The organism is Geodermatophilus sp. DSM 44513 (assembly GCF_032460525.1).
Lineage (GTDB): Bacteria > Actinomycetota > Actinomycetes > Mycobacteriales > Geodermatophilaceae > Geodermatophilus.
The window spans coordinates 4402044-4426369 of sequence record NZ_CP135963.1 but is presented as its reverse complement, the minus strand read 5'-3'; the positions used below and the strand labels follow the sequence as shown (position 1 = coordinate 4426369).

Here is a 24326-nt window from a genome sequence, read left to right as displayed (position 1 = left end):
GCGGTGAGGAGGACCGGAGCCTCCTTCAGCGGGCGGACGCGCGGGTGACCACGTCGGTCGCCCAGCCCTCCAGCCCGGAGTGGTCGCGGATGACCTCCACCCGGCTGCAGTTCTCCGCGTAGGCGGGCAGGTCGCAGCCGCCCAGCGCCCAGGAGTACCGCGGCTCCGGGGTCAGCCAGATGGTCTCGCGCACCCGCCGGGTGAGGTCGGCGAACACGTCCAGCCGCGGGGCGTTGCCGTTGCCGCGGCCGTCGCCGAGCACCAGCAGCGTCGAGCGGCGGGTGAAGGCGCCGGAGTGGTCGGCGGCCAGCTTCGCGAACACCGTCCCGTAGTCGCTGGAGGCGTCCACGTCGATCACGTCGCCGCCGAACACCAGGCCCAGCGCGTGCTCCAGCGGGTGCTCGTCGAACAGGTCGGTGATCTCGACGACGTCGTCCACGAACGCGAAGGTGCGCACCTGCGCGAACAGGTCCTGCAGCGCGTGGACGACGTGCAGGGTGAACCGCGCCGTCGTCCGCACCGACAGGCTCACGTCGGCGACCACGACCAGCCGCGGCTTGTCCTCCGCGAGCCGGGTCGTCACCGGCCGGAACGGGACGCCGTCGTACTTCAGGTTGCGGCGCATCGTGCGGGCCACGTCGACCCGCCCGCGCGGGGACTGCCGCTTCTTGTGGGTCAGCCCGCCGTGCAGCGAGGTGGCCAGCCGGCGCAGCGACTCCTCGATCCGCGCGCGGTCGGCCTCGGTCACCTCCTCCACCGGCGCCCGCGCCAGCTCCCGCTCCTCGATGGCCACCTCGGTCATCTCGGCGAGCTTCTGCAGGTGGGCGGCGAGCAGCTCGGGCAGGTCCTCGATGACCCCGGCGAGCTGGCGGCGCAGCACCTCGGCCACCTCGGGGTCCAGATCGCCGACCGGGTCGGCCAGCCAGTCGCGCAGCGCCTGCTGCTGGGCCACCGACAGCTCCAGGTCCAGCCGCGTGCCGCCGGCGCGGACCAGGTCGCCGGGCAGGCCCGGGTCGTGCAGCCGGGTGACCTCCAGCTGCACCTGCTGGGCGTCGGAGGCGTCGCCGCCGCGGCTCTCCGAGGACAGCATGATCTCGTGGGTCAGCGAGGCCATGTCGATCTTGTTGGCCTCTTGGTGCAGGTTGTACTGCGCGGCGAGGTCCTCGGGCTTGAAGAACTCCTTGATGTCCACCGGCTTGCCGTGGCTGTGCCCCTCCTGCACGTCGGCGGCCGGGTCCGGCGACCAGGTCATCCGCTGCAGCGCGCCGGTGTCGGCCAGGTCGTCGTGCGCGTGCCCGTGGGCCTGCTCGGCCTCGACCACCGCCCGCAGGGAGAAGAAGCGGGCGAAGGTGTCGGCGAAGACCTCGGCGTCCCGGCGGTCCTTGAGCAGCGCCGCGCCGAGCGCGGCCTCCAGCGCCGCCCGGTCGCGCACCCCGACGGCGGCCGCGGCCGCGTAGGCGTCGATCGCCTCCGCGGTGGAGACCCGCATCCCGCGCAGTCGCAGCAGCCGGACGAACCGGTGCAGGGCGCCCTCCACCTCAGACCGGCCGCCGCCGGGCGCCGCCGCCCCGGTTGAACGACCGCTCGCCCTGCCCGGGCCGCACCTGCCGCGGAGCGGCCGGCGGCGGGGACTCCGCCGGCGCCTGCTGGCCGTAGTAGTTCCCGTCGTGCCGGCCGGGGGTGTCCTTGGCCGCCCGCGCCCGGCGCCCGTCGTCCCCGTCGTCGTGGGTGTGCGCGTGCCCGCCGTGGGAGTGGGACCCGTGCGCGTGGCCGTGGCCGTGGTCCGCCGGCGCGGGCACCGTCGCGTTGGGGTCGACCAGCCGGGGCAGCGCCTCGCGCGAGCGCTGCACGTCGCGCTCGTACTTGGCGACGACGGACACGGTGTCGCCGAGCACCTGCGCGTCCAGCTCGCTCACCCCGAGGACAGCGAGGGTGCGCGCCCAGTCGATGGTCTCGGAGATGCTCGGGGCCTTGCGCAGGTCCAGGCCGCGCAGCCCGCGGACGATCTGCACCAGCCGCTGCGCCGCCGCGTCGGCCAGGCCGGTCTGCTTGGACCGGAGGATCTCCAGCTCGCGGTCGGCGTCGGGGTACTCCAGGAACAGGTGCAGGCAGCGCCGCTTGAGCGCCGCGGACAGGTCGCGGGTGTTGTTCGAGGTCAGGACGACGTACGGCGCCTGCTGGGCGACGAAGGTGCCGATCTCGGGCACCGACACCTGGTATTCCGCGAGCATCTCCAGCAGCACCGCCTCCAGGGCCTCGTCGGCGCGGTCGACCTCGTCGACCAGCAGCACCACCGGGTCCGGCGAGCGGACCGCCTCCAGCAGCGGCCGCGGGGCGAGGAACCGCTCGTTGAAGAAGGCGCTGTCCGCGCCGGCGATCCGGTCGACGGCGTCGGCCAGCGAGGTGGTGTCCTCGAGCAGCTCGGCGGCCTTGTCCCGGAGGATCTGGGTGTAGAGCAGCTGCTTGCCGTAGTCCCACTCGTAGAGCGCCTTGGTCTCGTCCTGGCCCTCGTAGCACTGCAGCCGCAGCAGCCGGCGTCCGGTGGCGGCGGCCAGCGTCTTGGCCAGCTCGGTCTTGCCGACCCCGGCCGGGCCCTCCAGCAGCAGCGGCTTGGCCAGCCGGGACATGACGAACGTGGTGGTGGCCAGCCGCCGGTCGGCGATGTAGCCGTGCTCGGCGAAGGCGCGGGCCACGTCGTCCGGCGAGTCGAAGTCGGGGGAGGCGGGGACGGCGTCGGCGGGCACGGGCTGGAGGGTCACGCGGCACTCCTGGGCGGTGGGCGGACAGGGGCGGGACGGCGGGGGGACCGCCCCGCCCCTGGGTCGGTGACGGGTCAGCCGAGCAGGTCGTCGAGGTCGCCGGACATGCAGTGCTCGACCACCGGGCGGACGGTCTCGAACGTGCACTCCTTGGCGTTGCCCGGCGTGCAGGCGTCGCCGAGCACGTGGTTGGTGATCCGGTCGACGTCGGTGTCGTCGCCCTTGATGACCGCGGCGTTCTCGTAGAAGCGCGTCGGGCCCTGCCCCAGCCGGTTCTTCGAGTAGCTGTCGGTGGTGACGTCCACGAACCGCTCGGGGATGCCCACGTCGCGCATCAGCCGGATGGCCGCGGCCAGTGCGGCGTCGGCGGCCTGCGGGGCGGTCATCCCGTGGGTGTCCACGCCCATGGCCTCGGCGATGTCGGCGAACCGCTGGTACTGGGTGGGCATGTTGAACGCCCAGACCCGCGGCAGCGCGATCGCGTTGTTCAGCCCGTGGTGGGTGTCGTAGAAGGCGCTCACCGCGTGGCTGATCGAGTGGATGATGCCCAGGCCGCCGGAGTTGAACGCCTGCGCGGCGATGTACTGGGCGTACATCATGCCCTCGCGGCCGCCGAGGTCCTGGCCGTTCCACACCGCCTGGCGCAGGTGCTGGCTGGTCAGCTTGATCGCGTACAGGGCGTTGCCGAGGGACGGCTGGAAGTTCAGCCGGGACACGTAGGGCTCGCTGGCGTGCGCCAGGACGTCGAAGCCGCACTGGGCGGTGTAGTCGACCGGGCAGTCGTAGTAGAGGACCGGGTCGTCGATGGCCAGCGTGGTCACGCTGGTGTCGTCGAAGGCCACGTACTTGTGCGGGTTGTCCGGGTCGGTCGTGGTGTCGGTGATGACGTAGGCCCAGCTGGTCTCCGAGCCGGTGCCGGCGGTGGTGGAGACGGCGATGTGCGGCGGGTTCTTCGGGTTCTCCGACTGGTTGAACCCCTCGAACTCGTTGACGCTGCGCCCGTCGTGGGCCACCGAGATGCGCGCGCCCTTGCAGGCGTCGTGGCTGGACCCGCCGCCGATGGAGACGAAGCTGTCGCACTCGTTCTCCTGGTACATCCCCACGGCGTCCATGACGTTGTAGTCCTTGGGGTTGGACTCGACCTTGTCGTAGACGACGACCTCGAGGCCGTGGTACTTCATCGACTCCGCGATCTTGTGGACGATGTCGGTGCCGCGCAGGCCCGACGTCATGATCAGCGTCCGCTTGAAGCCCAGCTTGAGCGCCTCCGGGCCGATGATCTCGTGGGCGCCGGGGCCCATCAGGGCCCGCGGGAACGGGTGGAACTCCTTGATCGGGAACGGCCTGAGGAGTTCTTCGACCTTCATGGGGAGGGGCCCTTCCTGCTGCCGGCGGGGTCGTCGGCGCGGACGCTAGGAGCGCCGTCACGGGTCGCGGCAGGGGTGCCGGGGCGGAACCGGCCGTCCGGAGGTGCAGGTCGGCCCGCCCGGTGAGGTGCACCTGCCCGACCGGGCAGGGTCGCCCACCCCGGCGTCCGGGCGGGTCCGGGCTCGCCGTCGCGGGTCCGGGCTCACTGCCTGCGGTGAGCCAGGACCCGCGATGATCAGCTCAGCTGGTCGTCGAGGACGGCGGGGCCCCACGCAGGGCCGGGAAGCCGAGCGCGAGCTGGTCGAAGGCGGCGTGCAGGGCCCGCCCGAGGGTCGTCGTCCCGTCGGCGAGCCACACCTCGAACGCCGTGGTCGCCGCGGCCCGCGTGGTGGTGGCCACCAGCCGGGGGAGCAGGTCGCCGGGGGCCTGCCCCGTGCGGCGGGCGACGTGCTCGGCCACCACCCGGTCGACGTCGGCGTAGCGCACCTGCGAGTGGGCCTGCAGCGCCGGCTCGCCGAGGATCAGCGCCATCCGCTGCCGCAGGATCGGCAGGTCGCCGTCGGCGTAGTCGTTGACCTCGACGTAGGCCGCGCAGATCGAGGCCAGCACCGGCTGGTCGTCACGGGTCGCCGCCAGCAGCCGCTCGAGGCGGTCGACGTGCGCGCCGAACTCGCCCCACACCGCGTCGGCCTTGGTCGCGAAGCAGCGGAAGAACGTGCGCCGGCTGGTCCCCGCCGCCTCGGCGATGTCGTCGGCGGTGACCTGCTCGAAGCCGTCCCGGGTGGACAGCTCCAGGGCCGCCTGCTGCAGGCGGGCGCGGGTGTCGGCGCGCACGTCCACGGGCCCCTCGGTCACCGGCCCATCCTGCGCCACCGGACCGCCCGGACGGCGCGCCGCCGGACACGCGGCCGGTGTTGCCGGGTGGCACTGGGTGTCACTAACGTGCCCGCCACCGCATGACCCGGATCACAGGAGGCGCCGTGCCCGAGACCGACGACACCCAGACCGGCAGCGGCCCGGAGGCCGCTCCCGCGGTCGAGGAGACCCTGGTCGAGGAGTCCCTCGTCGAGGAGGTCTCCATCGACGGCATGTGCGGGGTGTACTGATCGACGCGCCGCTCGCGGCGCCGGTCGCGCCCCCCGGCGGGGCCGGCGCCGCCTCCCCGTCGGGCTCCGGCGCTCCCGCGCCCGCCCCGTCCGCGGGCTTCGACCCGTCCCTGCCCTGGCGCAAGGCCCCGTCGGTGGCCCTGCGCCCGGAGCCGTTCGGCGCGCTGGTCTACTCCTTCGGGACCAGGAAGCTGTCCTTCCTCAAGTCGAAGGCGCTGGTCACCGTCGTCGAGACGCTGGCCGAGCACCCCAGCGCCGACGCCGCCCTGGTCGCCTGCGGCGTCCCGGTGGCCCAGCAGCCCGCCTACCGCCGGGCGCTGGCCGACCTCGCCCGCTCGCAGATGATCGAGAGAAGGACCTCGTCGCCCCCCGAGAAGGACCCTCCTGCCCCCCACCGCTCGCACGCTCGCGGCGGGACCCTGCAGGAGGGCCGTCCGGAGCTCGCGGCGGGCCCCTGCGACGAGGCCACCCCGGAGGCTCACCGATGACCAGCGTCCTGCCCCAGCGCCCCGTGGGCGGGCGGCTGGTCGACCAGTTCGAGTACGGGCTGGACGCGCCGATCTGCCTGACCTGGGAGCTCACCTACGCCTGCAACCTGGCCTGCGCGCACTGCCTGTCCTCCTCCGGACGGCGCGACCCGCGCGAGCTGTCCACCGCCGAGGCCGAGGCGGTGATCGACGAGCTGCAGCGCATGCAGGTCTTCTACGTCAACGTCGGCGGCGGCGAGCCCACCGTCCGGCCGGACTTCTGGCACCTGCTCGACTACGCCATCGGCCACGACGTCGGCGTCAAGTTCTCCACCAACGGCGTCAGGCTGGACCGCGCCCGCGCCGAGCAGCTGGCCCGCACCGACTACGTCGACGTGCAGATCTCCCTGGACGGCGCGACCGCCGAGGTCAACGACCGCGTCCGCGGCACCGGCTCCTACGCCACCGCCATCCGGGCGCTGGAGAACCTCGCCGAGGCCGGCATGCGCGACTTCAAGGTGTCCGTCGTGGTGACCCGGGAGAACGCCGGGCAGCTCGACGAGTTCCGGGCGCTCACCGACCGCTACGGCGCCCAGCTGCGGATCACCCGGCTGCGCCCGTCGGGCCGCGGCGCCGACGTCTGGGACTCCCTGCACCCCACCCAGGCCCAGCAGCGGGAGCTCTACGCCTGGCTGCTCGCCAACGGTGACCGGGTGCTGACCGGCGACTCGTTCTTCCACCTGTCGGCGTTCGGCGAGGCGCTGCCCGGCCTGAACCTCTGCGGCGCCGGCCGGGTGGTCTGCCTGATCGACCCGGTGGGTGACGTCTACGCCTGCCCGTTCGCCATCCACGAGCAGTTCCTCGCCGGCAACGTGCGCTCGCCGGGCGGGTTCCAGCGGGTGTGGCAGCACTCGGAGCTGTTCGCCGACCTGCGCAGCCCGCAGACCGGCGGCGCCTGCACGAAGTGCGCGCACTTCGACGCCTGCCGGGGCGGCTGCATGGCGGCCAAGTTCTTCACCGGCCTGCCCCTGGACGGTCCCGACCCCGAGTGCGTGCAGGGCTACGGCGAGTCCGCGCTGGCCGCCCGCGACGCGGGCACCGTCGCGCCGCGCAGCTCGGTCGACCACTCGCACACCGGCCCGGTCCGCGGCCAGCCCACGCTGCTCGGCATGCCGGCCGTCCCCGCGAAGATGTGCGACGAGTCCCCGCTGGCCGGCATGCGCTGACCCGGCTCACCGACCCGCTGGTCCTGGCGGGCCGGACGGCGCCCTCCCGGGTGCTGTTCGGCCCGCACGAGACCAACCTGGCCCGCGGCCGGGCGCTGTCGGCGCGGCACGTCGCCCACTACGCCCGGCGGGCGGCCGGTGGGTGCGGCGTCGTGGTCACCGAGACCGCGTCGGTGCACGTCTCCGACCACCCCTACGAGCTCAGCCCCCTGGCCGCCGACTGCGGCCCCGGCTGGGCGGACGTCGTCGCCGCCTGCCGCCCGTACGGCGCCCTGGTGCTCGCCTCGCTCGGGCACACCGGGGCCCAGGGCACGTCGGCGCACGCGGGGACGGCGCTGTGGGCGCCGTCCGCGGTGCCGGACGTGGTCACCCGCGAGGTGCCCGTCGCGATGGAGCAGCCGGACGTCGACGCGCTCGTCGCCGGCTTCGCGGCCGGCACCCGGGTCGCGGTGGCGGCCGACGTGGACGGCGTGGAGGTCGACGCCGGCCCGCGCTCGCTGCTGCGCCAGTTCCTCTCCGGCCTGACCAACGCCCGCACCGACGGCTACGGCGCCGACCGGGCGCGGCTGCTGCGCGAGGTGCTCGCCGCCGTCCGGGCCCCGCTCGGCCCGCGGCGGGTGCTGGCGCTGCGGCTGGCCTGCGACGAGCAGGCGCCCTGGGCCGGGATCACGCCCGACCTCGCCGTCGGGTACGCCGCGGCGCTCGCCCCGCTGGTCGACCTGCTCGTCGTCGTCCGCGGCGGCGGGCTCGCGCCCTCGGCGTACCGGCCCGACGGCCACGTGCCGCCCGGCTTCAACACCGACCTCACCCGCGCGGTCCGCGCGGCCGCCGGGGGCACGCCGGTCGTCCTGCAGGGGTCGGTCGTGGACGTCGCCGCCGCCCAGCGGGCGCTGGACGACGGGGTCGCCGACGCGGTGGAGATGACCCGCGCCCAGCTCGCCGACGCGGACCTGGTGGTCGAGGCGCGGGCCGGCGTCCCGGTGCGGCCGTGCACCCTGTGCAACCAGGCCTGCCAGGTGCGCGACGTCCGCAACCCGCCGGTCAGCTGCGTGGCCGACCCGTCGCACGACGGTGACCTCCCCGACGGCACCGGCCGGCGGGTCACCGTGGTCGGCGGTGGCCCGGCGGGGCTGGAGGCGGCCCGCGTGCTGGCGTCCGCGGGGGCCGCCGTCCGGCTGGTGGAGTGCGCCGACCGGCTCGGCGGCGCGCTGCACGCGGTGGCCGCGCTGCCCGGCCGGGCGCGGTTCGCCGACCTCGCCGGCTGGCTGGCCGGGGAGGTGTCGCGGCTGGGGGTGCGGGTCGAGCTGGGCACCGCCGCCGACGGCGGGGACGTCGTGGCCACCGGCGCGCGGCGGCGTCCTGGTGTGACCGCCGCCGACGTGCTGGCCGGCGCGGGGCTGCCGCCCGGTCCGGTGGTGGTGTGGGACCCGGTCGGGGGGCCGGTCGGCGTGGGGGTCGCGGAGTTGCTCGCCGCGGCCGGTCGCGAGGTCGTGCTGGTCACACCGGACGCGGTGGCCGGCGAGCGGCTCGGCGGGGACCTGGGCCCGGCCAACGCCCGGCTGGCGCGGGCCGGCGTGCGGCGGGAGACGTCGTCGCTGCTGCGGTCGGCCGCCGACGGGGTGGCGGTGCTGGCCGACCGCTGGACCGGGACGGAACGGTCCGTGCCGTGCGCCGTCGTGGTGGACGCCGGGCCGCTGCTGCCGGGGGAGGTGCCGCCCGGCGGGTCCGCGGCCGGGGACGCCGTCGCGCCGCGCACCGTGCTCGAGGCGGTGCTCGAGGGCCGGCGCGCGGCGCGGGCGGTGCTCACCCGGGGTGCGACCGACCTGGCCGCCCCCTGACAGCTCAGAACGCACTCAGAGGTCGACGACCTTGTTCTCCCCGGTGTCGGGCTTCTCACCGGTGGCCTTGGCCTTGACGAAGCTGAACGCCGTGGCCAGCCGGTTGCCGGGGCTGTCCCAGTACTCCGCGGTGTCCCCGTGCACCTTCACCAGCACCACGGAGGGGTCCTCGGGCCCCTGCGGCAGCCAGGCCTCGACCCCGGCGTTCCACAGGTCCTTCTTCTTGGCGACGTCGTCGACGATCGACGCGTGCCCGCTGAGGGAGACCCAGGTGCCCCCGGAGCCGACCCCGACGTTGACCTGCGGCGCGGTCGCGACGTGGCCGAGCCAGTCGGAGGTGCGCTCGGTGATGAACCACAGGTCGCCGTCGAACTCCACCTCCTGCAGCGCCATCGGGCGGCTGGTCAGCTTGCCCTCGGGTGACGTCGTCGTGAGGAAGCCGAACCTCTGGCCCCTCAGAAGCTCGGCGACCTTGTGGGTGTCCTCGGCGGTCATGTCGTCCTCTCGCAGTTCGTCCGGTGTCCTCGTGACTCCTGCCCAGGCCCGGAGATCCCGACACGCCCCACTCCCGCGCCGTTCCCCTCACCCTCGCGCCGGTGCACCGGCGCGAGGGTGCGTGCACCTGCGCGGGAGTGCGCCCGGGCACCGGGGCAGCGGCCGGTCAGCGGCCGTCCAGGTACCGCCAGACGCCGTCCACCCGGGTGAAGCGGCTGACCTCGTGCTGGTCTCCGGTCTGCCCGCCGTGCCGGTGCCAGGCCCGGAACTCCACGGTGCCCTCGCTGTCGAGCAGCCCGCCGCGGGAGGTGGCGAGCACGTCGAGACCGGTCCAGCGGACCGCCGGGTCGAGCTCCAGCGAGGGCGGCCGGGTGGACGGGTGCCAGGTGGCGAGCAGGTAGGCGGCGTCGCCCACGGCGAAGGCGCTGTACCGCGACCGCACCAGCTGCTCGGCGGTCACCGCCACGGCAGACCCGTCGTGCAGCCGGCCGCAGCACTCGCCGTAGGCCAGTCCGCTGCCGCAGGGGCAGCGTCGTGGGGCCATGACTGCCAGTCTCTACGTCCGCAGCACCGGCGCGACGGGGGAGGCACGTGCGACACCTCGCCACGCCGCTGCGCGTCGGGCCGGTGCGGCTGGCCAACCGCCTCGTCCTGCCCGCCCACCTGACCAACTACGCCGTCGACGGCGCCTTCACCGACCGGCACGCGGCCTACTACGCCGCCCGGGCGGCCGGCGGGGCCGGGCTGGTGGTCACCGAGGAGGTCTCCACCGACCCCGCCGACCGGCCCTACGAGAAGACCGTGCACGGCTGGGACCCCGCCGGACTGCCCGGCATGCGGCGGGTCGCCGACGCCGTCCACGCGCACGGGGTGCCGGTGTTCGCGCAGGTCAACCACAACGGCGGGCAGTCGGACTCGCTGCACACCCGGACGCCGGTCACCGCACCCTCCCCGGTGCCCGACCCGCTGTTCCGTGAGGTCCCCCGCGAGGCCACCGCCGCCGACCTGGCCCGGCTGGTCGCCGGCTACGCCGAGGCCGCCGCCCGCTGCGCCGTGGCCGGGTTCGACGGCGTGGAGGTGCAGGGCTCGCAGTCCTCGCTGGTCCGCCAGTTCCTCTCCGGTGCCACCAACCGGCGCACCGACCGCTACGGCGGCCCGCTGGAGCACCGCGCCCGCTTCCTCGTCGAGGTGCTGACCGCCGTCCGCGAGGCCCTCGGCTCCGGCCGGGCCCTCGGTGTCCGGCTGGCCGACGAGGAGGGTCTCGACGGCGGGACGACGCTCGCCGAGGCCGTGGCCACCGCCCGGCTGGTGGCCGGCCTGGTCGACTACGTCAGCACCACCGTCGGCGTCGCGACGGCCACGCTGGACCGCGTCGTCCCGCCGATGACCACCCCGCCCGGGTACGCCCGGCACGTGTCGGCGGCGGTCCGCCGGGCCGTCGACGTGCCGGTGGTGGGCGTCGGCCGCTTCCTCACCCCCGCCCAGGCCGAGCGCGCGCTCGCGGACGGCGACTGCGACCTGGTCGGCGCCGTGCGCGCGCAGATCGCCGACCCGGAGTTCGCCGCCAAGGCGCTCGGCGGGCGGGACCGCGAGGTGCGCCGCTGCCTGGGGTGCAACTCCGACTGCGTGGGCCGGGTGGGCCGCAACCTGCCGCTCGGCTGCGTGACCAACCCGCGGGCCGGCCGCGAGGCGCCGCTGCCGGCCCCGCACCGCCGCCGTCGGGTGCTGGTCGTCGGGGGAGGGCCGGCCGGGCTGCGCGCCGCGGCCACCGCGGCCGCCCGCGGGCACGCGGTCACCGTCTGGGAGCAGGCGCCGTGCACCGGCGGCGCGGTCCGGCTCGCGGCGTCCGCCCCCGGCCGGGAGGGGCTGCGACCGCTGGTCGACGACCTGGCCGCCGAGTGCGCGCGCGCCGGCGTGACCGTGCGCACCGGCGTGCGCGCCACCGCGGCGGCCGTCCTCGCCGAGGCCCCGGACGCCGTCGTCCTCGCCACCGGCGCCCGCCCGGCGCGGCCGGCCTGGGCGGGGGAGAGCGACCGGGTGGTCGACGTCCGCGACGTGCTCTCCGGTACCGACGCACCGGCCGGTGCCGTGCTCGTCGTCGACGACCTCGGCACCACCGCGGCCACCTCGGTCGCCGAGCTGCTCGCCGGCCGCGGCTGCACCGTCGAGGTGGTCACCGCGGCGCTGGTCGCCGGCCAGGACCTGGGCCTGACCCTGGAGCGGCCCGGCTGGGAGCGGCGCGCGGCGGCCCTGGGCATCCGGCGGACGACGGAGCGGCTGGTCACCGCCGTCGACGGCCGCACCGTGCGGCTGCTGCACCACCCGACCGGCGACACCGAGGAGCGCACCGTCGACCGGGTGGTCACCGTCGCGCCGCCGCGCGCCGACGACGCGCTGTGGGCGGCGCTGCGGGACAGCGGCCTGGAGGTGCACCGGATCGGCGACTGCCTCACCCCGCGGCGGGCCGGCGACGCCACCCGGGACGGCGACCGCGCCGGGCTGGCGGTCTGACTACCGTGCCCCGGTGACCACCCTCGCCGGCGCCACCTGGCCCGACCTGCCCGAGCGCCCGCTGCTGCTCGTGCCGCTCGGCGCGGTCGAGCAGCACGGCCACCACCTGCCGCTGGCCACCGACACCACCGTGGCCTGCGCGGTCGCCGAGGCCGCCGTCGACGTTCTCGACGGCGCGCTGCTCGCCCCGGCCCTGGCCTACGGCGCCAGCGGCGAGCACGAGGACTTCCCCGGCACCGTCTCCCTCGGCACCGAGGCGCTGACCGGGCTGCTGGTCGAGTACGGCCGGTCGGCCTGCCGCTGGGCCGGGCGGCTGGTCCTGGTCAACGGGCACGGCGGCAACCTCGACGCGCTGCGCACCGCCGGGGCGCGGCTGCGCGGAGAGGGCCGCGAGGTCGGCTGGTTCCCGTGCGCCCCGCCCGGCGGCGACGCGCACGCCGGGCGGACCGAGACGTCGGTCATGTTGCACGTGGAACCCGACGCCGTCCGCATCGACCGGGCGGTCGCGGGGGACACCACGCCGATCGCCGAGCTGTTTCCCCGGCTGCGCGCCGAGGGCGTGCGGGCGGTCAGCCCCACCGGCGTGCTCGGTGACCCGGCCGGCGCGTCGGCGCGCGAGGGCGCGGCGCTGCTCGAGGGCCTGGCCGGGCGGCTGGCCGCCGCCGTCCGGGGCTGGGACGTCGACCCCTCCGGGCGGCTGCGCGGCTGAGCGGCGGTTATCGTCCGGCGCATGGGGAGCCCGCCCGGCTGGCTGGTCGTCGTCGACTACCAGGAGGTCTTCCGCGACCGCGGCTCGCCGTGGACGACGCCCCGGTTCGACGAGATCCGCCCGCGCGTCCGCTCCCTGGTCGCGGCGTTCGGCGACCGCGTCGTCTTCACCCGCTTCGTCGTCCCCGAGGAGCCGACCGGCGCGTGGGCCGACTACTACGCCAAGTACGACCACTTCACCCAGCCGCACGCCATCCCGCTGTTCCAGCTCGCCGAGGACCCGGGCGCCTCCCCCGTCGTCGACGCGCCCACCTTCGGCAAGTGGGTCCCCGAGGTCGCCGCGCTGGTCGGCGAGGGCCCGGTCACCGTCGCCGGGGTGGCCACCGACTGCTGCGTGCTGTCCACCGTGCTGCCCGCCGCGGACGCCGGCGTGCGGGTGCGGGTGGTGTCCGACGCGTGTGCTGGCGCGGACGACCAGGCCCACGACGACACCATGCGCATCCTCGGCTGCTACGCCCCGCTGGTGGAGGTCGCGACCACCGCCGAGGTCCTGGCCGCGGGGTGACCGGCGGGCCGCGCGTCGCCGTCCCCCCGCCCGACCGGCTGCCCGACGGCACCGCCGTCCGCCTGGACCCACGCGTCCGGCGCCGGGACGGCGGGACGGCGCTGCTCGGCGGCTCCCCCCTGCGGCTGGTCCGGCTGCGGCCGCGGGCCCGCGACCTGCTGCGCGCCGACCGGCTGGTGGTCACCGACGCGACCACCGCCGCGCTGGCCGCCCGGCTGCTGGACGCCGGCCTCGCCCACCCGGACCTGGCCCACCCGGAGCCCGGCGCCGGCGCGACGACCGACCTCACCGTCGTGGTGCCGGTGCGGGACCGCCCGGCCGGGCTGACCCGGCTGCTGGCCGCGCTGCGCGCCGACCCGGACACCGCCGGCGTCCCGGTGCTCGTGGTCGACGACGGGTCGGCCGACGCCGCCGCCGTGGCGGGGATCGCCACCCGGCACGGCGCCCGGGTGCTGCGGCACCCGACCGCCCGCGGCCCGGCCGCGGCCCGCAACGCCGGCCTGCGGGCGGCCGGCAGCGACCTGGTCGCGTTCCTCGACTCCGACTGCGTGCCGCTGCCGGGCTGGACGGTGCCGCTGGCCGGGCACACCGCCGACCCGCGGCTGGCGCTGGTCGCCCCGCGGGTCGTGCCGCTGGACCCGCGCGCCGGGGGCTGGGTGGTGCCGTACGAGGCCGCGGTGAGCGCACTGGACATGGGGCCGGACCCCGCTCCCGTCGCCCCCGGGACGGCGGTGTCTTACCTGCCCAGCGCGGCCCTGCTGGCCCGCCGCGCGGCGCTGGGTGACGGGTTCGACGAGTCGATGCCGGTCGCCGAGGACGTCGACCTGGTGTGGCGGCTGGTCGCGGCCGGCTGGCGGGTGCGTTACGAGCCGTCGGCCGCCGTCGCCCACGACCACCGGTCGGCGACGGGGGCGTGGCTGCGCCGCCGCGCCTTCTACGGCACCGGTGCCGCGCTGCTGGCCGCCCGGCACGGCCCCGTGGTCGCCCCGGTGGTGCTCTCCCCGTGGACGGCGGCGGCCTGGGCGCTGGTGCTGACCGGCCGCCGCCCCGGCGTGCTGGCCGCAGCCGGGGTGCTCGCCGGGGCCACCGGCCGGCTGGCGCCCCGGCTGGCCCGTCCCGGCGGGCGGCCGCCGGTCGGGCTGGCCGCGCTGCTGGTGGTGCGGGGCAGCGCCGCGGCGGGACGGACGATGGCGCGCAGCGTCACCCGGCACCACTGGCCGCTCGCGCTGGCCGCCGCCGCGGTGTCCCGCCGCGCCCGCCGGCTGGCCGTCGCGGCCGCCGTCGCCGACGCCGTCCTGGCCTGGTGGCCGCACCGCGCGCGGGTCGGCCCGCTGCGCTTCGCCGCCGGCCGCCGGCTCGAGGACCTCGCCTACGGCGCCGGCCTGTGGTGGGGCGCGCTGCGCGCCCGCGACGCCCGCGCGCTGCTGCCCGCCCGACCTGCCCCGATGCCCCTCGCACCGGGACGGTTGCGCACGACCGGGTCACTGGTGCAATCGACGGCGAGCGGTCACGATGGGCGCACGATGGACCCGAGCCCGCGGACGACACCGTGACGTCGGTCAACCCCTGGATCGCGCTGCCCGACGGCCGGCCCGACCCCGCGCTCCCCCGGCGGCTGCGCGCCGCGCACGAGGCACTGGTCACCCGCTCCGAGCGCGCCACACCGGACGCCGTCCGCGCCGTCGTGTGGGAGTCCTGGCGGCGCAGCCTGGCCGGCGGTGTGGACCCCGACGGCGCCGCCCCGCCGGTCGACCTGCTCGACGACGACCTGCTGGCCCACCGCGCCGCGCACCCGCTGGCCGCGGTGCTGCCGGTGATCCGCCGGCTGCTCGTCCAGGACGCCGAGGCCGACCGGATGATCGTCGCGGTCACCGACGCCGACGGCCGGATGCTGTGGGTCGAGGGGGACGCCGCGCTGCGCCGCCGGGCGGAGACGATGCACTTCGTCGAGGGAGCGCGGTGGGCGGAGGAGGTCGCCGGCACCAACGCCCCGGGCACCGCGCTGGCCCTCGACCACGCCGTGCAGATCTACGGCAGCGAGCACTACCGGCGCCCGGTGCAACCGTGGAGCTGCTCGGCCGCACCGGTGCACCACCCGGTCACCGGCGTGCTGCTCGGCGCCATCGACGTCACCGGCGGCGACCACGTGGCCAGCCCGCAGGTGCTCACCCTGGTGCGGGCCACCGTGGCCGCGGTGGAGGCCGAGCTGCGCTGGCTGCACCGGGAGGACGCCGCCCGCCCGGCCCCCGGGCCCGCCGCCCGCCCGGCGCCGCGGCTGGCGGTGCTCGGCCGCGACCGCGCCCGGCTGGTGCTGCCGTCGGGCTCCGCGGAGCTGTCCCTGCGCCACTCCGAGCTGCTGCTGCTCCTGGCCGAGGCGGCGACCGACGGCGGGGGACGCACCGCCGAGCAGCTGGCCGTCGAGCTGCACGCCGGCGACGCCGCGGCGGTCACAGTCCGGGCCGAGCTGTCCCGGCTGCGCCGGCTGGTCGGCGTCCAGCTGCTCGGCTCCCGCCCCTACCGGCTGACCGGCCCGCTGGAGACCGACCTGGACCAGGTGCGCCGGCTGCTGGCCCGCGGCGCCGTCGGCCCGGCCCTGGAGCGCTACCCCGGCGCCCTCCTGCCCCGCTCATCGGCCCCCGGGGTGGTCGCCGCCCGGCACCGGCTCAGCACCGCGCTGCGGCACGCGGTGCTCGCCGCCCGCCGCCCGGAGCTGCTGCTGCGCTACACGCGGCTGCCCGAGTGCCAGGACGACGTCGCCGTGTGGCAGGCCTGCCTGGACGCGCTGCCGCCCGGCGCGCCCAACCGCCCGGTCGTCGCCGCCCACCTGCACCGGCTGCGCCGCAGCCCGCGCGGACCGCTGCGCCTGCACTGAAGAAGGACCACCCTGCCCCCCACGCCTCGCAGGCTCGGCGCGGGACCCTGCAGGGTGGCCGTTCCAGCACGTCACCGAGCTCGCGGCGAGCCTCTGGACGGGGCCGTGGCCGTGCCAGCACGTCACCGGGCTCGCGGCGAGCCTCTGGACGGGGCCGTGGCCGTGCCGGCAGGTCACCGGGAATGTGACCTGACCCGGCCGCCTTGCTCCTCCCACGTGACCGCACCGCCCGATGTCGCCACGACCGGTACCCGGCGGGTCGTCGCCGCCGTCCTCGCCCTCGCCCTCGGCGGCTTCGCCATCGGCACCACCGAGTTCGTGACGATGGGCGTGCTCCCCGAGATCGCCGCCGGCGTGGGCGTCGACATCCCCACCGCCGGGCAGGTCATCTCCGCCTACGCGCTGGGCGTGGTGGTGGGCGCCCCGGTCATCGCCGCGCTCGGTGCCCGGCTGCCCCGCCGAGGGCTGCTGGTGGCGCTCATGGCGGCCTTCCTGCTCGGCAACCTGGGCAGCGCGCTGGCCGCCGGCCACACCTCGCTGCTGCTCGCCCGGTTCGTCAGCGGCCTGCCGCACGGTGCCTACTTCGGGGTGGCCTCGCTGGTGGCCGCCTCGCTGGTCCGCGCCGAGTTGCGCGGGCGGGCGGTCAGCTCGGTGATGCTCGGCCTGGCCGTGGCGACCGTGGCCGGTGTCCCCGCGGCGACCTGGCTCGGGCAGACGCTGGGCTGGCGGGCGGCCTACTGGGCGGTCGTCGTGCTGGCCGCGGCCACCGTGGCGGCGGTCCTGGCGCTCGTCCCGGCGACGCCCGGCCGCAGCGAGGTCACCGTCGCCACCGAGCTGGCCGCGCTGCGCCGTCCGCAGGTGCTGCTGACCCTGCTGGTGGCCACGGTCGGCTTCGGCGGCGTGTTCGCCGTCTACAGCTACATCGCCCCGCTCACCACCGAGGAGGCCGGGCTGCCGCGCGGCGCGGTGCCGTGGGTGCTGCTGATCTTCGGGGTGGGCGGCGTGCTGGGGACCGTGCTCGGCGGCCGGCTCGCCGACGTCGCGCTGTTCCGCTCGCTGGTCGGCGCGATGGTCACCCTGGGTGGGCTGCTGGCGGTCGTGGCACTGGTCGGCGGTCGGGCCCCGGCGCTGCTGGTCACGCTGTTCCTGCTGTCCGGCACCGCCTCGGTGCTGGTCGTGACCCTGCAGCTGCGGCTGATGGAGGTCGCCGGCGACGCGCAGATGCTCGGCGCCGCGCTCAACCACTCCGCGCTGAACGCGGCCAACGCGCTGGGGGCGTGGGTCGGCGGCGTGGTGATCGCGGCAGGGCTGGGCTGGACCGCCCCGGCCGCCGTCGGGACGGGGCTGGCCGCGGTCGGGCTGGTCGCGCTGGCCGCGTCGGCGCTGCTGCGCCGGCGGGACCGCCGGGCCGGGCCGGTGCGGACGGCGCCCGCACCGGCCGGCTGACCCCTAGGGAGCCAGCGTCTCGGCGAACAGCGGGACGGCGTTGTCCAACGCGTACTGCGTACCGAGGGCCGAGCCGCTGGAGAAGGCGTTGGACAGCGTCTGGTCCTCCAGCACCAGCGCGTTGCCCTCCTGCACCGCGGGCAGCGACTGCCACAGCGGGTTGCCGGTGATCTGCGCGGCGTCGACGAAGATCGGGAAGACGACGGTCAGCGGCGCGTCCAGCAGCGGCACCTGCTCCTCGCTGAGCGACACGGCGAAGCTCTCGCCGGCGAGGTCCTGGACGGCCGGTGAGTTGACGAAGCCCAGGGTCTCCATGAAGTCCACGCGGGGGTCCCCGCTGACGTAGGCGCTGAAGCCCTCGGAGGTGTAGGCGCCGACGGCGACCTCGGTGCCCGCGAACCCCGGGTTGGCCTCGGCGGCCTCGCTGAACTGCTGCTCGACCTCGGCCCGAAGGTCCGCGGCCTCCTGCTCCCGGCCCAGCGCCCGGCCGACCAGCTCCAGCTGCTGCTGCCAGGTCGTCTGGTAGGCGCCCACCCCCTCGGGCTGGCCGATCGTCGAGGCGATCCGGCTGAGCGCGTCGTGGCGCTCCTGGGTGGCGGGGGAGCGGGTGTCCAGGATGAGGTCCGGGTCCAGCGCGGCGACCGCCTCCAGGCTGGGCTCCAGCGTCTCGATGAGCTCCGGGGCCTCGTCGTAGCGACCCTCCGCCCAGGGGCCGACGCCCTCGCCGCCGAAGGCCAGCCAGTCGCTGGCGCCGACCGGCTGGACACCCAGCGCCAGCGCGGTCTCGGCGTCCGACCATCCGAGGGCGACCACCCGCTGGGGCTCCTCGGGCACCTCGACGGCGCCGAACGCCGTCTCGACGGTCACCGGGAACCCCCCGGAGCCGGACGGGGCGTCACCGGTCGCGCCGGTCCCCCCGGAGGACGTGGTGTCGGCGGAGCCGCAGCCGGCGACCAGGACGGTGGCGACGAGCAGGGCGGCGCCGCGCAGGGACGGGTGGACGGACATGGACGTACCTCCAGAGCAGGACAGGCTCACCTAACTACGTGTCCCTGGAGCGGTCCTCCCCGGGTCTCCGCGAACCCGTCCGTGCAACCCGGCTGCAACGTTGCCCACTCTCCGCACCCGCGGATCGTGTATCGGCGAGACTGCTGCTGGTGCGGGGCTTCACCCCGAGTGGAGCCGCGACTGCGGGCCGGACGACGCCAGCCCGGAGTAGGTAAGCGTGGCCTAAGTCACGTGTCGGTCGCGAGGATCCGCACCAGGCGGGGCCGTGTGCCCGCGGCCCACACCCTGCGGAGGAGCGGAGGAACCGTGACCCAGATCAACGTGCGGGTGGACGGGGTGACGTACACCGACGACGTCGAACCCCGGACCCTGCTGGTGCACTACCTGAGGGAGCAGCTCGGCAAGGTGGGCACCGTCGTCGGCTGCGACACCAGCAACTGCGGCTCCTGCACCGTCCACCTGGACGGCGTCGCGGTGAAGTCCTGCACCGTGCTGGCCGTGCAGAGCGACGGCGGCGAGGTCACCACCATCGAGGGGCTCACGCCGCAGGGCGGCGACCTGCACCCGATGCAGCGGGCGTTCCACGAGATGCACGGCCTGCAGTGCGGGTTCTGCACGCCGGGGATGATCATGGCCTCGGTCGACCTGCTGAACGAGAACCCCGACCCGAGCGAGCACGAGATCCGCGAGGGCATCGAGGGCAACCTCTGCCGCTGCACCGGTTACCAGAACATCGTCCGCGCGGTCCAGCAGGCCGCCGGCGAGATGCGCACCCAGGGCAACGGGTCCGCCCGACCCACCCACGCCGCCCCGGCCGAGGTCGACACCGCCGCCGCGCCGCACGTGGTGGGGCAGGCATGACCGCCGTCGAGGACCGCCCGGCGCAGGCGCCGGAGCGCGAGGTCGGCAAGGCCCGCCGTCGCAAGGAGGACGCCCGGCTGATCACCGGCGCGACGACGTGGACCGACAACATGGTCCTGCCCGGCATGCTGCACCTGGCCGTCGTCCGCAGCCCCGTGGCACACGCGAAGATCACCGCCATCGACGTCAGCGCCGCGCAGGAGGCGCCGGGCGTGGTCACCGTGCTCACCGGCCGCGACGTGGCCGACGAGCAGGGCTCGCTGCCCTGCGCGTGGCCGGTCACCCCCGACATGGTCAACCCGGGCCACCCCTCGATCGCGGTGGACGAGGTCAACCACGTCGGCGAGGCCGTCGCGGTGATCGTGGCGCGCAGCAAGGCCGCCGCGCAGGACGCCGTCGAGCTGGTGGACGTCGACTACGACGTGCTGACCCCGGTGCTGGACATGGAGGAGGCGGTCGCCGAGGGCGCCGCGCTCACCCACGACCACCTGGAGTCCAACCGCAGCTTCCACTTCGTCTTCGACGGCGGGGAGGCCGGCACCGGGACCGACACCGACCAGGCCTTCGCCGATGCCGAGGTCGTGGTGAGCCGGCGGTTCGTGCAGCAGCGGCTGATCCCGGCGTTCATGGAGCCGCGCTCGGTGGTCGTCCAGCCGCAGGGCGACAACTACACGATGTGGTCGGCCACCCAGGTGCCGCACATCCTGCGCGTGATGCTGGCCATGGTCACCGGGGTGCCCGAGCACAAGCTGCGCGTGGTCGCCCCCGACGTGGGCGGCGGGTTCGGCGGCAAGCTGCAGGTCACCCCGGAGGAGGTCATCAGCCTGCTGGTGGCCCGCCGCCTGGGCAAGCCGGTCAAGTGGACCGAGAGCCGCAGTGAGTCGCTGATGACCGCCCACCACGGGCGCGACCAGGTCCAGTACATCGACATCGCCGCCGACCGCGAGGGCAACGTCAAGGGCCTGCGCTGCCGGATCCTCGCCGACATGGGCGCCTACCTGCGCCTGGTCAGCCCCGGCGTCCCGGTGCTCGGTGCCTTCATGTTCAACGGCATCTACAAGTTCCCGGCCTACCGCTTCGAGTGCGACGGGGTGTTCACCAACAAGGTGCCCACCGACGCCTACCGCGGCGCCGGCCGGCCCGAGGCGACCTTCGCCATCGAGCGGATCATGGACGAGCTCGCCGCCGAGCTCGGCATGGACGCCCTGGAGCTGCGGCGGAAGAACTGGATCAAGGCCGAGGAGTTCCCGTTCACCACGGTGGCCGGGATGACCTACGACAGCGGTGACTACGAGACCGCCACGCAGCAGGCGCTGGACCTGATCGGCTACGACGAGCTGCGCGCCGAGCAGCAGCGCCGCCGGGAGTCCGGGAACCCGGTCCAGCTGGGCATCGGTTTCTCCACCTTCACCGAGATGTGCGGCCTGGCGCCCTCCCGGGTGCTCGGTTCGCTGTCCTACGGCGCCGGCGGGTGGGAGCACGCCTCCATCCGGATGCTGCCCACCGGCAAGGTGGAGGTGGTCACCGGGTCCACGCCGCACGGCCAGGGCCACGAGACCGCGTGGAGCCAGTTGGTCGCCGACCGGCTCGGGGTGCCCTTCGAGGACGTCGAGGTGCTGCACGGCGACACCTCGGTCGCCCCCCGCGGCATGGACACCTACGGCTCCCGCTCGCTGGTCGTCGGCGGGGCGGCGGTGGTCAACGCCGCGGAGAAGGTGGTCGCCAAGGCCCGCCGGATCGCCGCCCACCTGCTGGAGGCCAGCGAGGAGGACCTGCAGTTCACCGACGGGAAGTTCTCCGTCCGCGGCACCCCGGGGGCAGAGCTCGCCATCCAGGAGATCGCGCTGGCCACCTTCGCGGCGCACAACCTGCCCGACGGCATGGAGCCCTCGATCGACGCCGACGCGACGTTCGACCCGGAGAACTTCTCCTTCCCGCACGGCACGCACATCTGTGCCATGGAGGTCGACACCGACACCGGGGCGGTCAGGATCCGCAAGTACGCCTGCGTGGACGACGTCGGCACGATCGTCAACCCGCTCATCGTGGAGGGGCAGATCCACGGCGGGCTGGCCCAGGGCATCGCCCAGGCGCTGTTCGAGGAGGCCGTCTACGACGCCGACGGCAACCTCACCACCGGCACCTTCGTCGACTACCTGGTGCCCTCGGCGGCCGACCTGCCGAGCTTCGACACCGGCAACACGGTGCACGAGGCGCCGGGCAACCCGATCGGCGCGAAGGGCGTCGGGGAGGCCGGGTGCATCGCCAGCACCCCGGCGGTGGTCAACGCCGCGCTGGACGCCGTCCGGCACCTGGGGGTGCGCGACATCCGGATGCCGCTGACCCCGGAGCGGGTCTGGCGGGCGCTGCACGACGGCGGGGACGGCGGCGACCGCGCCACCGCCGGCACGAACGCCTACGGCGGGGCCTCCACGGAGAGCACGTCCGGCGTGTCCACCCCTGCGTCCTCCCTCGGAGGTGACCGGTGATCCGCCGCAACGACTCTGGAGTGAAGCCATGATCCCCGCGTCCTTCGGTTATGCGCGTCCCACCACCGTCGAGGAGGCCCTGCGGGCCGTCGCCGAGGGCGGGGACGACGTCAAGGTCATGGCCGGCGGCCAGTCGCTGATCCCGGTCATGCGGCTGCGGCTGGCCGCACCGGAGACGGTGGTCGACCTCGGTGGTGTCGCCGAGCTGCGCGGCGTCCGGGACGACGGCGACGCGATCGTCATCGGCGCCATGACCACCCACGCCGACGTGATCCGCGACCCGCTGGTGCAGCAGTTCGCGCCGCTGATCGCCGAGGCGACCGAGACGGTGGCCGACCGGCAGACCCGCGCCCGGGGCACCTTCGGGGGCGCCCTGGCGCACGCCGACCCGGCCGGCGACCTGCCGGCGGTGGCCCTGGCCCTGGACGCGGACTTCGTCCTCGCCGGACCGGGGGGACGCCGCACGGTGCCGGCGGCGGAGTTCTTCGTCGACTACCTGACCACCGCGCTGGAGGAGGGGGAGCTGCTCGTGGAGATCCGCGTCCCCAAGCTGGCCGGTGAGTGGGGGGTGCGCTACGAGAAGTTCAACCGGGTGGCGCAGGCGTGGTCGATCGTGGCGGTGGCCGCGGTCGTCCGCCGGGAGGACGGGCACATCGCCGAGGCGCGGGTCGGGCTGACCAACATGGGTCCGACGCCGCTGCGGGCCAGCGCGGTCGAGGCCGCCCTGGCCGGTGCCGAGGCCAGCCCGGAGGCGATCGCCGCGGCGGCGCGGGCGGCGGCGGAGGGGACGTCCCCGAGCAGCGACCTCAACGCCCAGGCCGACTACCGCGAGCACCTCGCGCAGGTGCTGACTCGCCGCGCCGTCACCGCGGCCGCGGGGATGTAACGTCGATCACCCGCTCCGGAAGCCGCTCGACCGCATCGGCCGGTCCGCCCTCGACCCGGGGGCGGACCGGCCGTGCCACGCCCCCCAGGAGGTAGCACCGTGCAGTTGGAGAACTCGTTCACCGTCCCCGTGCCGATCGACGAGGCCTGGCGGGTGCTGCTGGACATCGAGCGGATCGCGCCGTGCATGCCCGGTGCGGCGCTGGACTCCGTCACGGGTGACGACTTCACCGGGCGGGTCAAGGTCAAGCTCGGCCCGATCAACCTCACCTACCAGGGCAAGGCCAGCTTCGTGGAGAAGGACGAGGCGGCGCACCGGGCGGTGATCGACGGCCGCGGCAAGGACCAGCGCGGCAACGGCACCGCCAACGCACTCATCACCGCCCAGCTCAAGGCCCAGGGCCAGACCACGCGGGTCGACGTCCTCACCGACCTCAACATCACCGGCCGACCGGCGCAGTTCGGCCGCGGTGTCATGACCGACGTCGGCAACAAGCTGCTGGGCCAGTTCGCCGACAAGCTCGCCGCCCAGCTCGGCGCCGGCGACGCGGGGGCGACGGCCGCCGCGACCCCGGCGGCGGCCGGCCCGGCGCAGAAGGCCACGGCCACCGTGGCCGGCGTCGCCGAGGAGGTCGCCGCCACCGCCGAGCAGCTGCCCGGGGACAACGCGGTGGCGAAGAAGGCGCGCTCGACCGCGGCGGCGGCCAAGGAGTCCGCCGCGGCCACCGCGGACCGGGCCGCGGCACCGGCGGCGGCGAACGGCACCGCGCCGGCGGCCGCCACGGCACCGCGGGCGACCGACACCGCGCCGATCACGACCGGCACGGCGGCGGCGGCGGGGGCGACCGACACCAGCCCCATCACGACCGCCGCGACCAGCGCGGCCACCGCACCCGCCGCGCCCGCGACGGTCCCGGTGGCCCAGGTCCCCCGGCCGCCGGCTGCCGCGCAGGAGGAGCCCGAGCCGATCGACCTGCTCGAGGTCGCCGGTGGGGCGGCGCTGACGCGCTACGCCGCGCCGCTGGCCGGGGTGGCGGCGCTGCTGCTGGTCGTCACGCTGGTCGTCCGGCGCCGGCGCCGCTGACGTCCGCGGGGTCGCCGGGGCGTCTCCCGGCGACCCCGCCCAGCCAGTCGACGGCGGCCAGCGCGACGACGTCCGGGGCGCGGGACAGCGCGTGGTCGCCGGGGACGGCGTAGAGCGACGCGCCCGGCCGCCCGGTGAGCACCGCGGCCAGGTCCTCCGGGCGGCCGGAGGCGTCCCGCTCGCCCTGGACGACGCCCAGCGGCAGCTCGACGGCGGTCAGCTCGCCGGCGCGGCTCTTCTCCGGGCGGCCCGACGGGTGCAGCGGGAAGGCCAGGCAGAGCACGCCGTCGGCCCCCAGCGCGGCCGCCGTCCGGCAGGCCACCCGGGCCCCGGCGCTGCGCCCGCCGAGCACCAGCGCGCCGGTCAGCCGGCCGTCGTCCCGCAGCGTGGCGAGCACCGCCGTCCAGGCCTCGTCCAGCCGGGGCGGCGCCGGGGCGATCCGCCGTCCGGCCACCCGCCAGGGCTGCTCCACCCCGAGCACCCGCCACCCGGCCGCGGCCGCCGCCGCGGTGACCGCGACCAGGTCCACCGACCCCAGGCCCCCGCCGGCGCCGTGGCCCAGCACCAGCGTGCCGGCGGCCCGGCCGGGCGGCTCGGTCGCGGTGACCCGGGCGGGACCGAGCGGGGTCGGCACCCCC

At 76.0% G+C, this 24326-nt stretch carries 22 protein-coding genes; 14 read left to right on the top strand and 8 right to left on the bottom strand.

Translation table 11 applies throughout. The annotated features are described in order from the left end of the window. Nucleotides 1-25: 25 nt before the first annotated feature. The 4 genes from RTG05_RS21400 to mftR all read right to left on the bottom strand — a co-directional run bounded on the left by RTG05_RS21400 (nt 26) and on the right by mftR (nt 4982). On the bottom strand, nt 26-1537 hold the full coding sequence (locus RTG05_RS21400; protein WP_166526789.1) for a VWA domain-containing protein: 1512 nt from the start codon (nt 1535-1537) through the stop codon (nt 26-28). A gap of 1 nt (nt 1538) precedes the next feature. Continuing rightward, nucleotides 1539-2759 (bottom strand): AAA family ATPase, encoded by a 1221-nt coding sequence (locus RTG05_RS21395; RefSeq protein ID WP_315912125.1) that lies wholly within the window; start codon nt 2757-2759, stop codon nt 1539-1541. Between the two features lie 74 nt (nt 2760-2833). Beyond that, nucleotides 2834-4126: an NDMA-dependent methanol dehydrogenase gene (gene mdo, locus RTG05_RS21390; protein ID WP_166526788.1), complete on the bottom strand. Its 1293-nt coding sequence runs from the start codon at nt 4124-4126 to the stop codon at nt 2834-2836. A 241-nt stretch (nt 4127-4367) separates the two neighbouring features. Beyond that, nucleotides 4368-4982, bottom strand: coding sequence for a mycofactocin system transcriptional regulator MftR (gene mftR / locus RTG05_RS21385; RefSeq protein ID WP_315912124.1), 615 nt, complete (start codon nt 4980-4982; stop codon nt 4368-4370). A gap of 125 nt (nt 4983-5107) precedes the next feature. Here mftR and mftA point away from each other — a divergent pair, with 125 nt between their 5' ends. From mftA to RTG05_RS21365, 4 genes are read left to right on the top strand one after another with little or no spacing between them, the layout of a single operon-like run. Then, nucleotides 5108-5233: a mycofactocin precursor MftA gene (gene mftA / locus RTG05_RS21380; RefSeq protein ID WP_166526787.1), complete on the top strand. Its 126-nt coding sequence runs from the start codon at nt 5108-5110 to the stop codon at nt 5231-5233. Beyond that, complete coding sequence (gene mftB / locus RTG05_RS21375; protein ID WP_315912123.1) at nt 5218-5721, top strand: mycofactocin biosynthesis chaperone MftB; 504 nt, start codon at nt 5218-5220, stop codon at nt 5719-5721. The genes mftA and mftB overlap by 16 nt, the downstream gene beginning before the upstream one ends. After that, a complete protein-coding gene (gene mftC / locus RTG05_RS21370; RefSeq protein WP_166526786.1) occupies nt 5718-6926 on the top strand; it encodes a mycofactocin radical SAM maturase in 1209 nt (402 codons plus the stop codon). Before mftB ends, mftC begins: the two co-directional genes overlap by 4 nt. Further along, complete coding sequence (locus tag RTG05_RS21365) at nt 6893-8764, top strand: mycofactocin system FadH/OYE family oxidoreductase 1 (RefSeq protein ID WP_315912122.1); 1872 nt, start codon at nt 6893-6895, stop codon at nt 8762-8764. The genes mftC and RTG05_RS21365 overlap by 34 nt, the downstream gene beginning before the upstream one ends. 15 nt (nt 8765-8779) lie before the next feature. Here RTG05_RS21365 and RTG05_RS21360 read toward each other — a convergent pair whose 3' ends face one another. After that, entirely contained in the window at nt 8780-9259 is a 480-nt protein-coding gene (locus tag RTG05_RS21360) for a pyridoxamine 5'-phosphate oxidase family protein (RefSeq protein ID WP_166526785.1), read from the bottom strand. A 166-nt stretch (nt 9260-9425) separates the two neighbouring features. Continuing rightward, complete coding sequence (locus tag RTG05_RS21355; protein WP_166526784.1) at nt 9426-9803, bottom strand: YchJ family protein; 378 nt, start codon at nt 9801-9803, stop codon at nt 9426-9428. A gap of 47 nt (nt 9804-9850) precedes the next feature. Here RTG05_RS21355 and RTG05_RS21350 point away from each other — a divergent pair, with 47 nt between their 5' ends. From RTG05_RS21350 to RTG05_RS21325, 6 genes are all read left to right on the top strand, one after another. After that, nucleotides 9851-11770, top strand: a complete 1920-nt coding sequence (locus tag RTG05_RS21350; protein ID WP_166526783.1) for a mycofactocin system FadH/OYE family oxidoreductase 2 — start codon at nt 9851-9853, stop codon at nt 11768-11770. A gap of 13 nt (nt 11771-11783) precedes the next feature. Further along, entirely contained in the window at nt 11784-12479 is a 696-nt protein-coding gene (gene mftE / locus RTG05_RS21345; RefSeq protein ID WP_166526782.1) for a mycofactocin biosynthesis peptidyl-dipeptidase MftE, read from the top strand. A 21-nt stretch (nt 12480-12500) separates the two neighbouring features. After that, entirely contained in the window at nt 12501-13043 is a 543-nt protein-coding gene (locus RTG05_RS21340) for a cysteine hydrolase family protein (protein WP_166526781.1), read from the top strand. Further along, on the top strand, nt 13040-14596 hold the full coding sequence (mftF, locus tag RTG05_RS21335) for a mycofactocin biosynthesis glycosyltransferase MftF (RefSeq protein ID WP_166526780.1): 1557 nt from the start codon (nt 13040-13042) through the stop codon (nt 14594-14596). The genes RTG05_RS21340 and mftF overlap by 4 nt, the downstream gene beginning before the upstream one ends. After that, nucleotides 14593-15915 carry a GAF domain-containing protein gene (locus RTG05_RS21330; RefSeq protein WP_166526779.1) on the top strand — a complete coding sequence of 441 codons (1323 nt, stop codon included), beginning with the start codon at nt 14593-14595 and terminating at the stop codon, nt 15913-15915. Before mftF ends, RTG05_RS21330 begins: the two co-directional genes overlap by 4 nt. A 216-nt stretch (nt 15916-16131) precedes the next feature. After that, on the top strand, nt 16132-17361 hold the full coding sequence (locus tag RTG05_RS21325; protein WP_166526778.1) for an MFS transporter: 1230 nt from the start codon (nt 16132-16134) through the stop codon (nt 17359-17361). A 3-nt stretch (nt 17362-17364) separates the two neighbouring features. On the opposite strand, the gene RTG05_RS21320 is transcribed toward RTG05_RS21325, so the two are convergent. Then, nucleotides 17365-18369, bottom strand: coding sequence for an ABC transporter substrate-binding protein (locus RTG05_RS21320; protein WP_166526777.1), 1005 nt, complete (start codon nt 18367-18369; stop codon nt 17365-17367). Between the two features lie 306 nt (nt 18370-18675). On the opposite strand from RTG05_RS21320, the gene RTG05_RS21315 reads away from it, so the two are divergent. The 4 genes from RTG05_RS21315 (at nt 18676) to RTG05_RS21300 (ending at nt 23688) form a co-directional block, all read left to right on the top strand. Next, nucleotides 18676-19230 (top strand): (2Fe-2S)-binding protein, encoded by a 555-nt coding sequence (locus RTG05_RS21315; RefSeq protein WP_166526776.1) that lies wholly within the window; start codon nt 18676-18678, stop codon nt 19228-19230. Next, a complete protein-coding gene (locus RTG05_RS21310; RefSeq protein ID WP_166526775.1) occupies nt 19227-21719 on the top strand; it encodes a xanthine dehydrogenase family protein molybdopterin-binding subunit in 2493 nt (830 codons plus the stop codon). The genes RTG05_RS21315 and RTG05_RS21310 overlap by 4 nt, the downstream gene beginning before the upstream one ends. 28 nt (nt 21720-21747) lie before the next feature. Then, nucleotides 21748-22605 (top strand): FAD binding domain-containing protein, encoded by an 858-nt coding sequence (locus RTG05_RS21305; RefSeq protein WP_166526774.1) that lies wholly within the window; start codon nt 21748-21750, stop codon nt 22603-22605. Between the two features lie 99 nt (nt 22606-22704). Further along, nucleotides 22705-23688 (top strand): SRPBCC family protein, encoded by a 984-nt coding sequence (locus RTG05_RS21300; RefSeq protein ID WP_315912121.1) that lies wholly within the window; start codon nt 22705-22707, stop codon nt 23686-23688. On the opposite strand, the gene RTG05_RS21295 is transcribed toward RTG05_RS21300, so the two are convergent. After that, nucleotides 23657-24322, bottom strand: coding sequence for an alpha/beta hydrolase family protein (locus RTG05_RS21295; RefSeq protein WP_315912120.1), 666 nt, complete (start codon nt 24320-24322; stop codon nt 23657-23659). The genes RTG05_RS21300 and RTG05_RS21295 overlap by 32 nt on opposite strands. Nucleotides 24323-24326 lie beyond the last annotated feature (4 nt).

Coding starts and splice junctions, on each gene's coding strand:
- mdo (WP_166526788.1), bottom strand. CDS start 4,126: ATGAAGGTCGAAGAACTCCTCAGGCCGTTCCCGATCAAGGAGTTCCAC.
- mftC (WP_166526786.1), top strand. CDS start 5,718: ATGACCAGCGTCCTGCCCCAGCGCCCCGTGGGCGGGCGGCTGGTCGAC.
- RTG05_RS21360 (WP_166526785.1), bottom strand. CDS start 9,259: ATGACCGCCGAGGACACCCACAAGGTCGCCGAGCTTCTGAGGGGCCAG.
- RTG05_RS21355 (WP_166526784.1), bottom strand. CDS start 9,803: ATGGCCCCACGACGCTGCCCCTGCGGCAGCGGACTGGCCTACGGCGAG.
- RTG05_RS21340 (WP_166526781.1), top strand. CDS start 12,501: ATGGGGAGCCCGCCCGGCTGGCTGGTCGTCGTCGACTACCAGGAGGTC.
- RTG05_RS21320 (WP_166526777.1), bottom strand. CDS start 18,369: ATGTCCGTCCACCCGTCCCTGCGCGGCGCCGCCCTGCTCGTCGCCACC.
- RTG05_RS21310 (WP_166526775.1), top strand. CDS start 19,227: ATGACCGCCGTCGAGGACCGCCCGGCGCAGGCGCCGGAGCGCGAGGTC.
- RTG05_RS21305 (WP_166526774.1), top strand. CDS start 21,748: ATGATCCCCGCGTCCTTCGGTTATGCGCGTCCCACCACCGTCGAGGAG.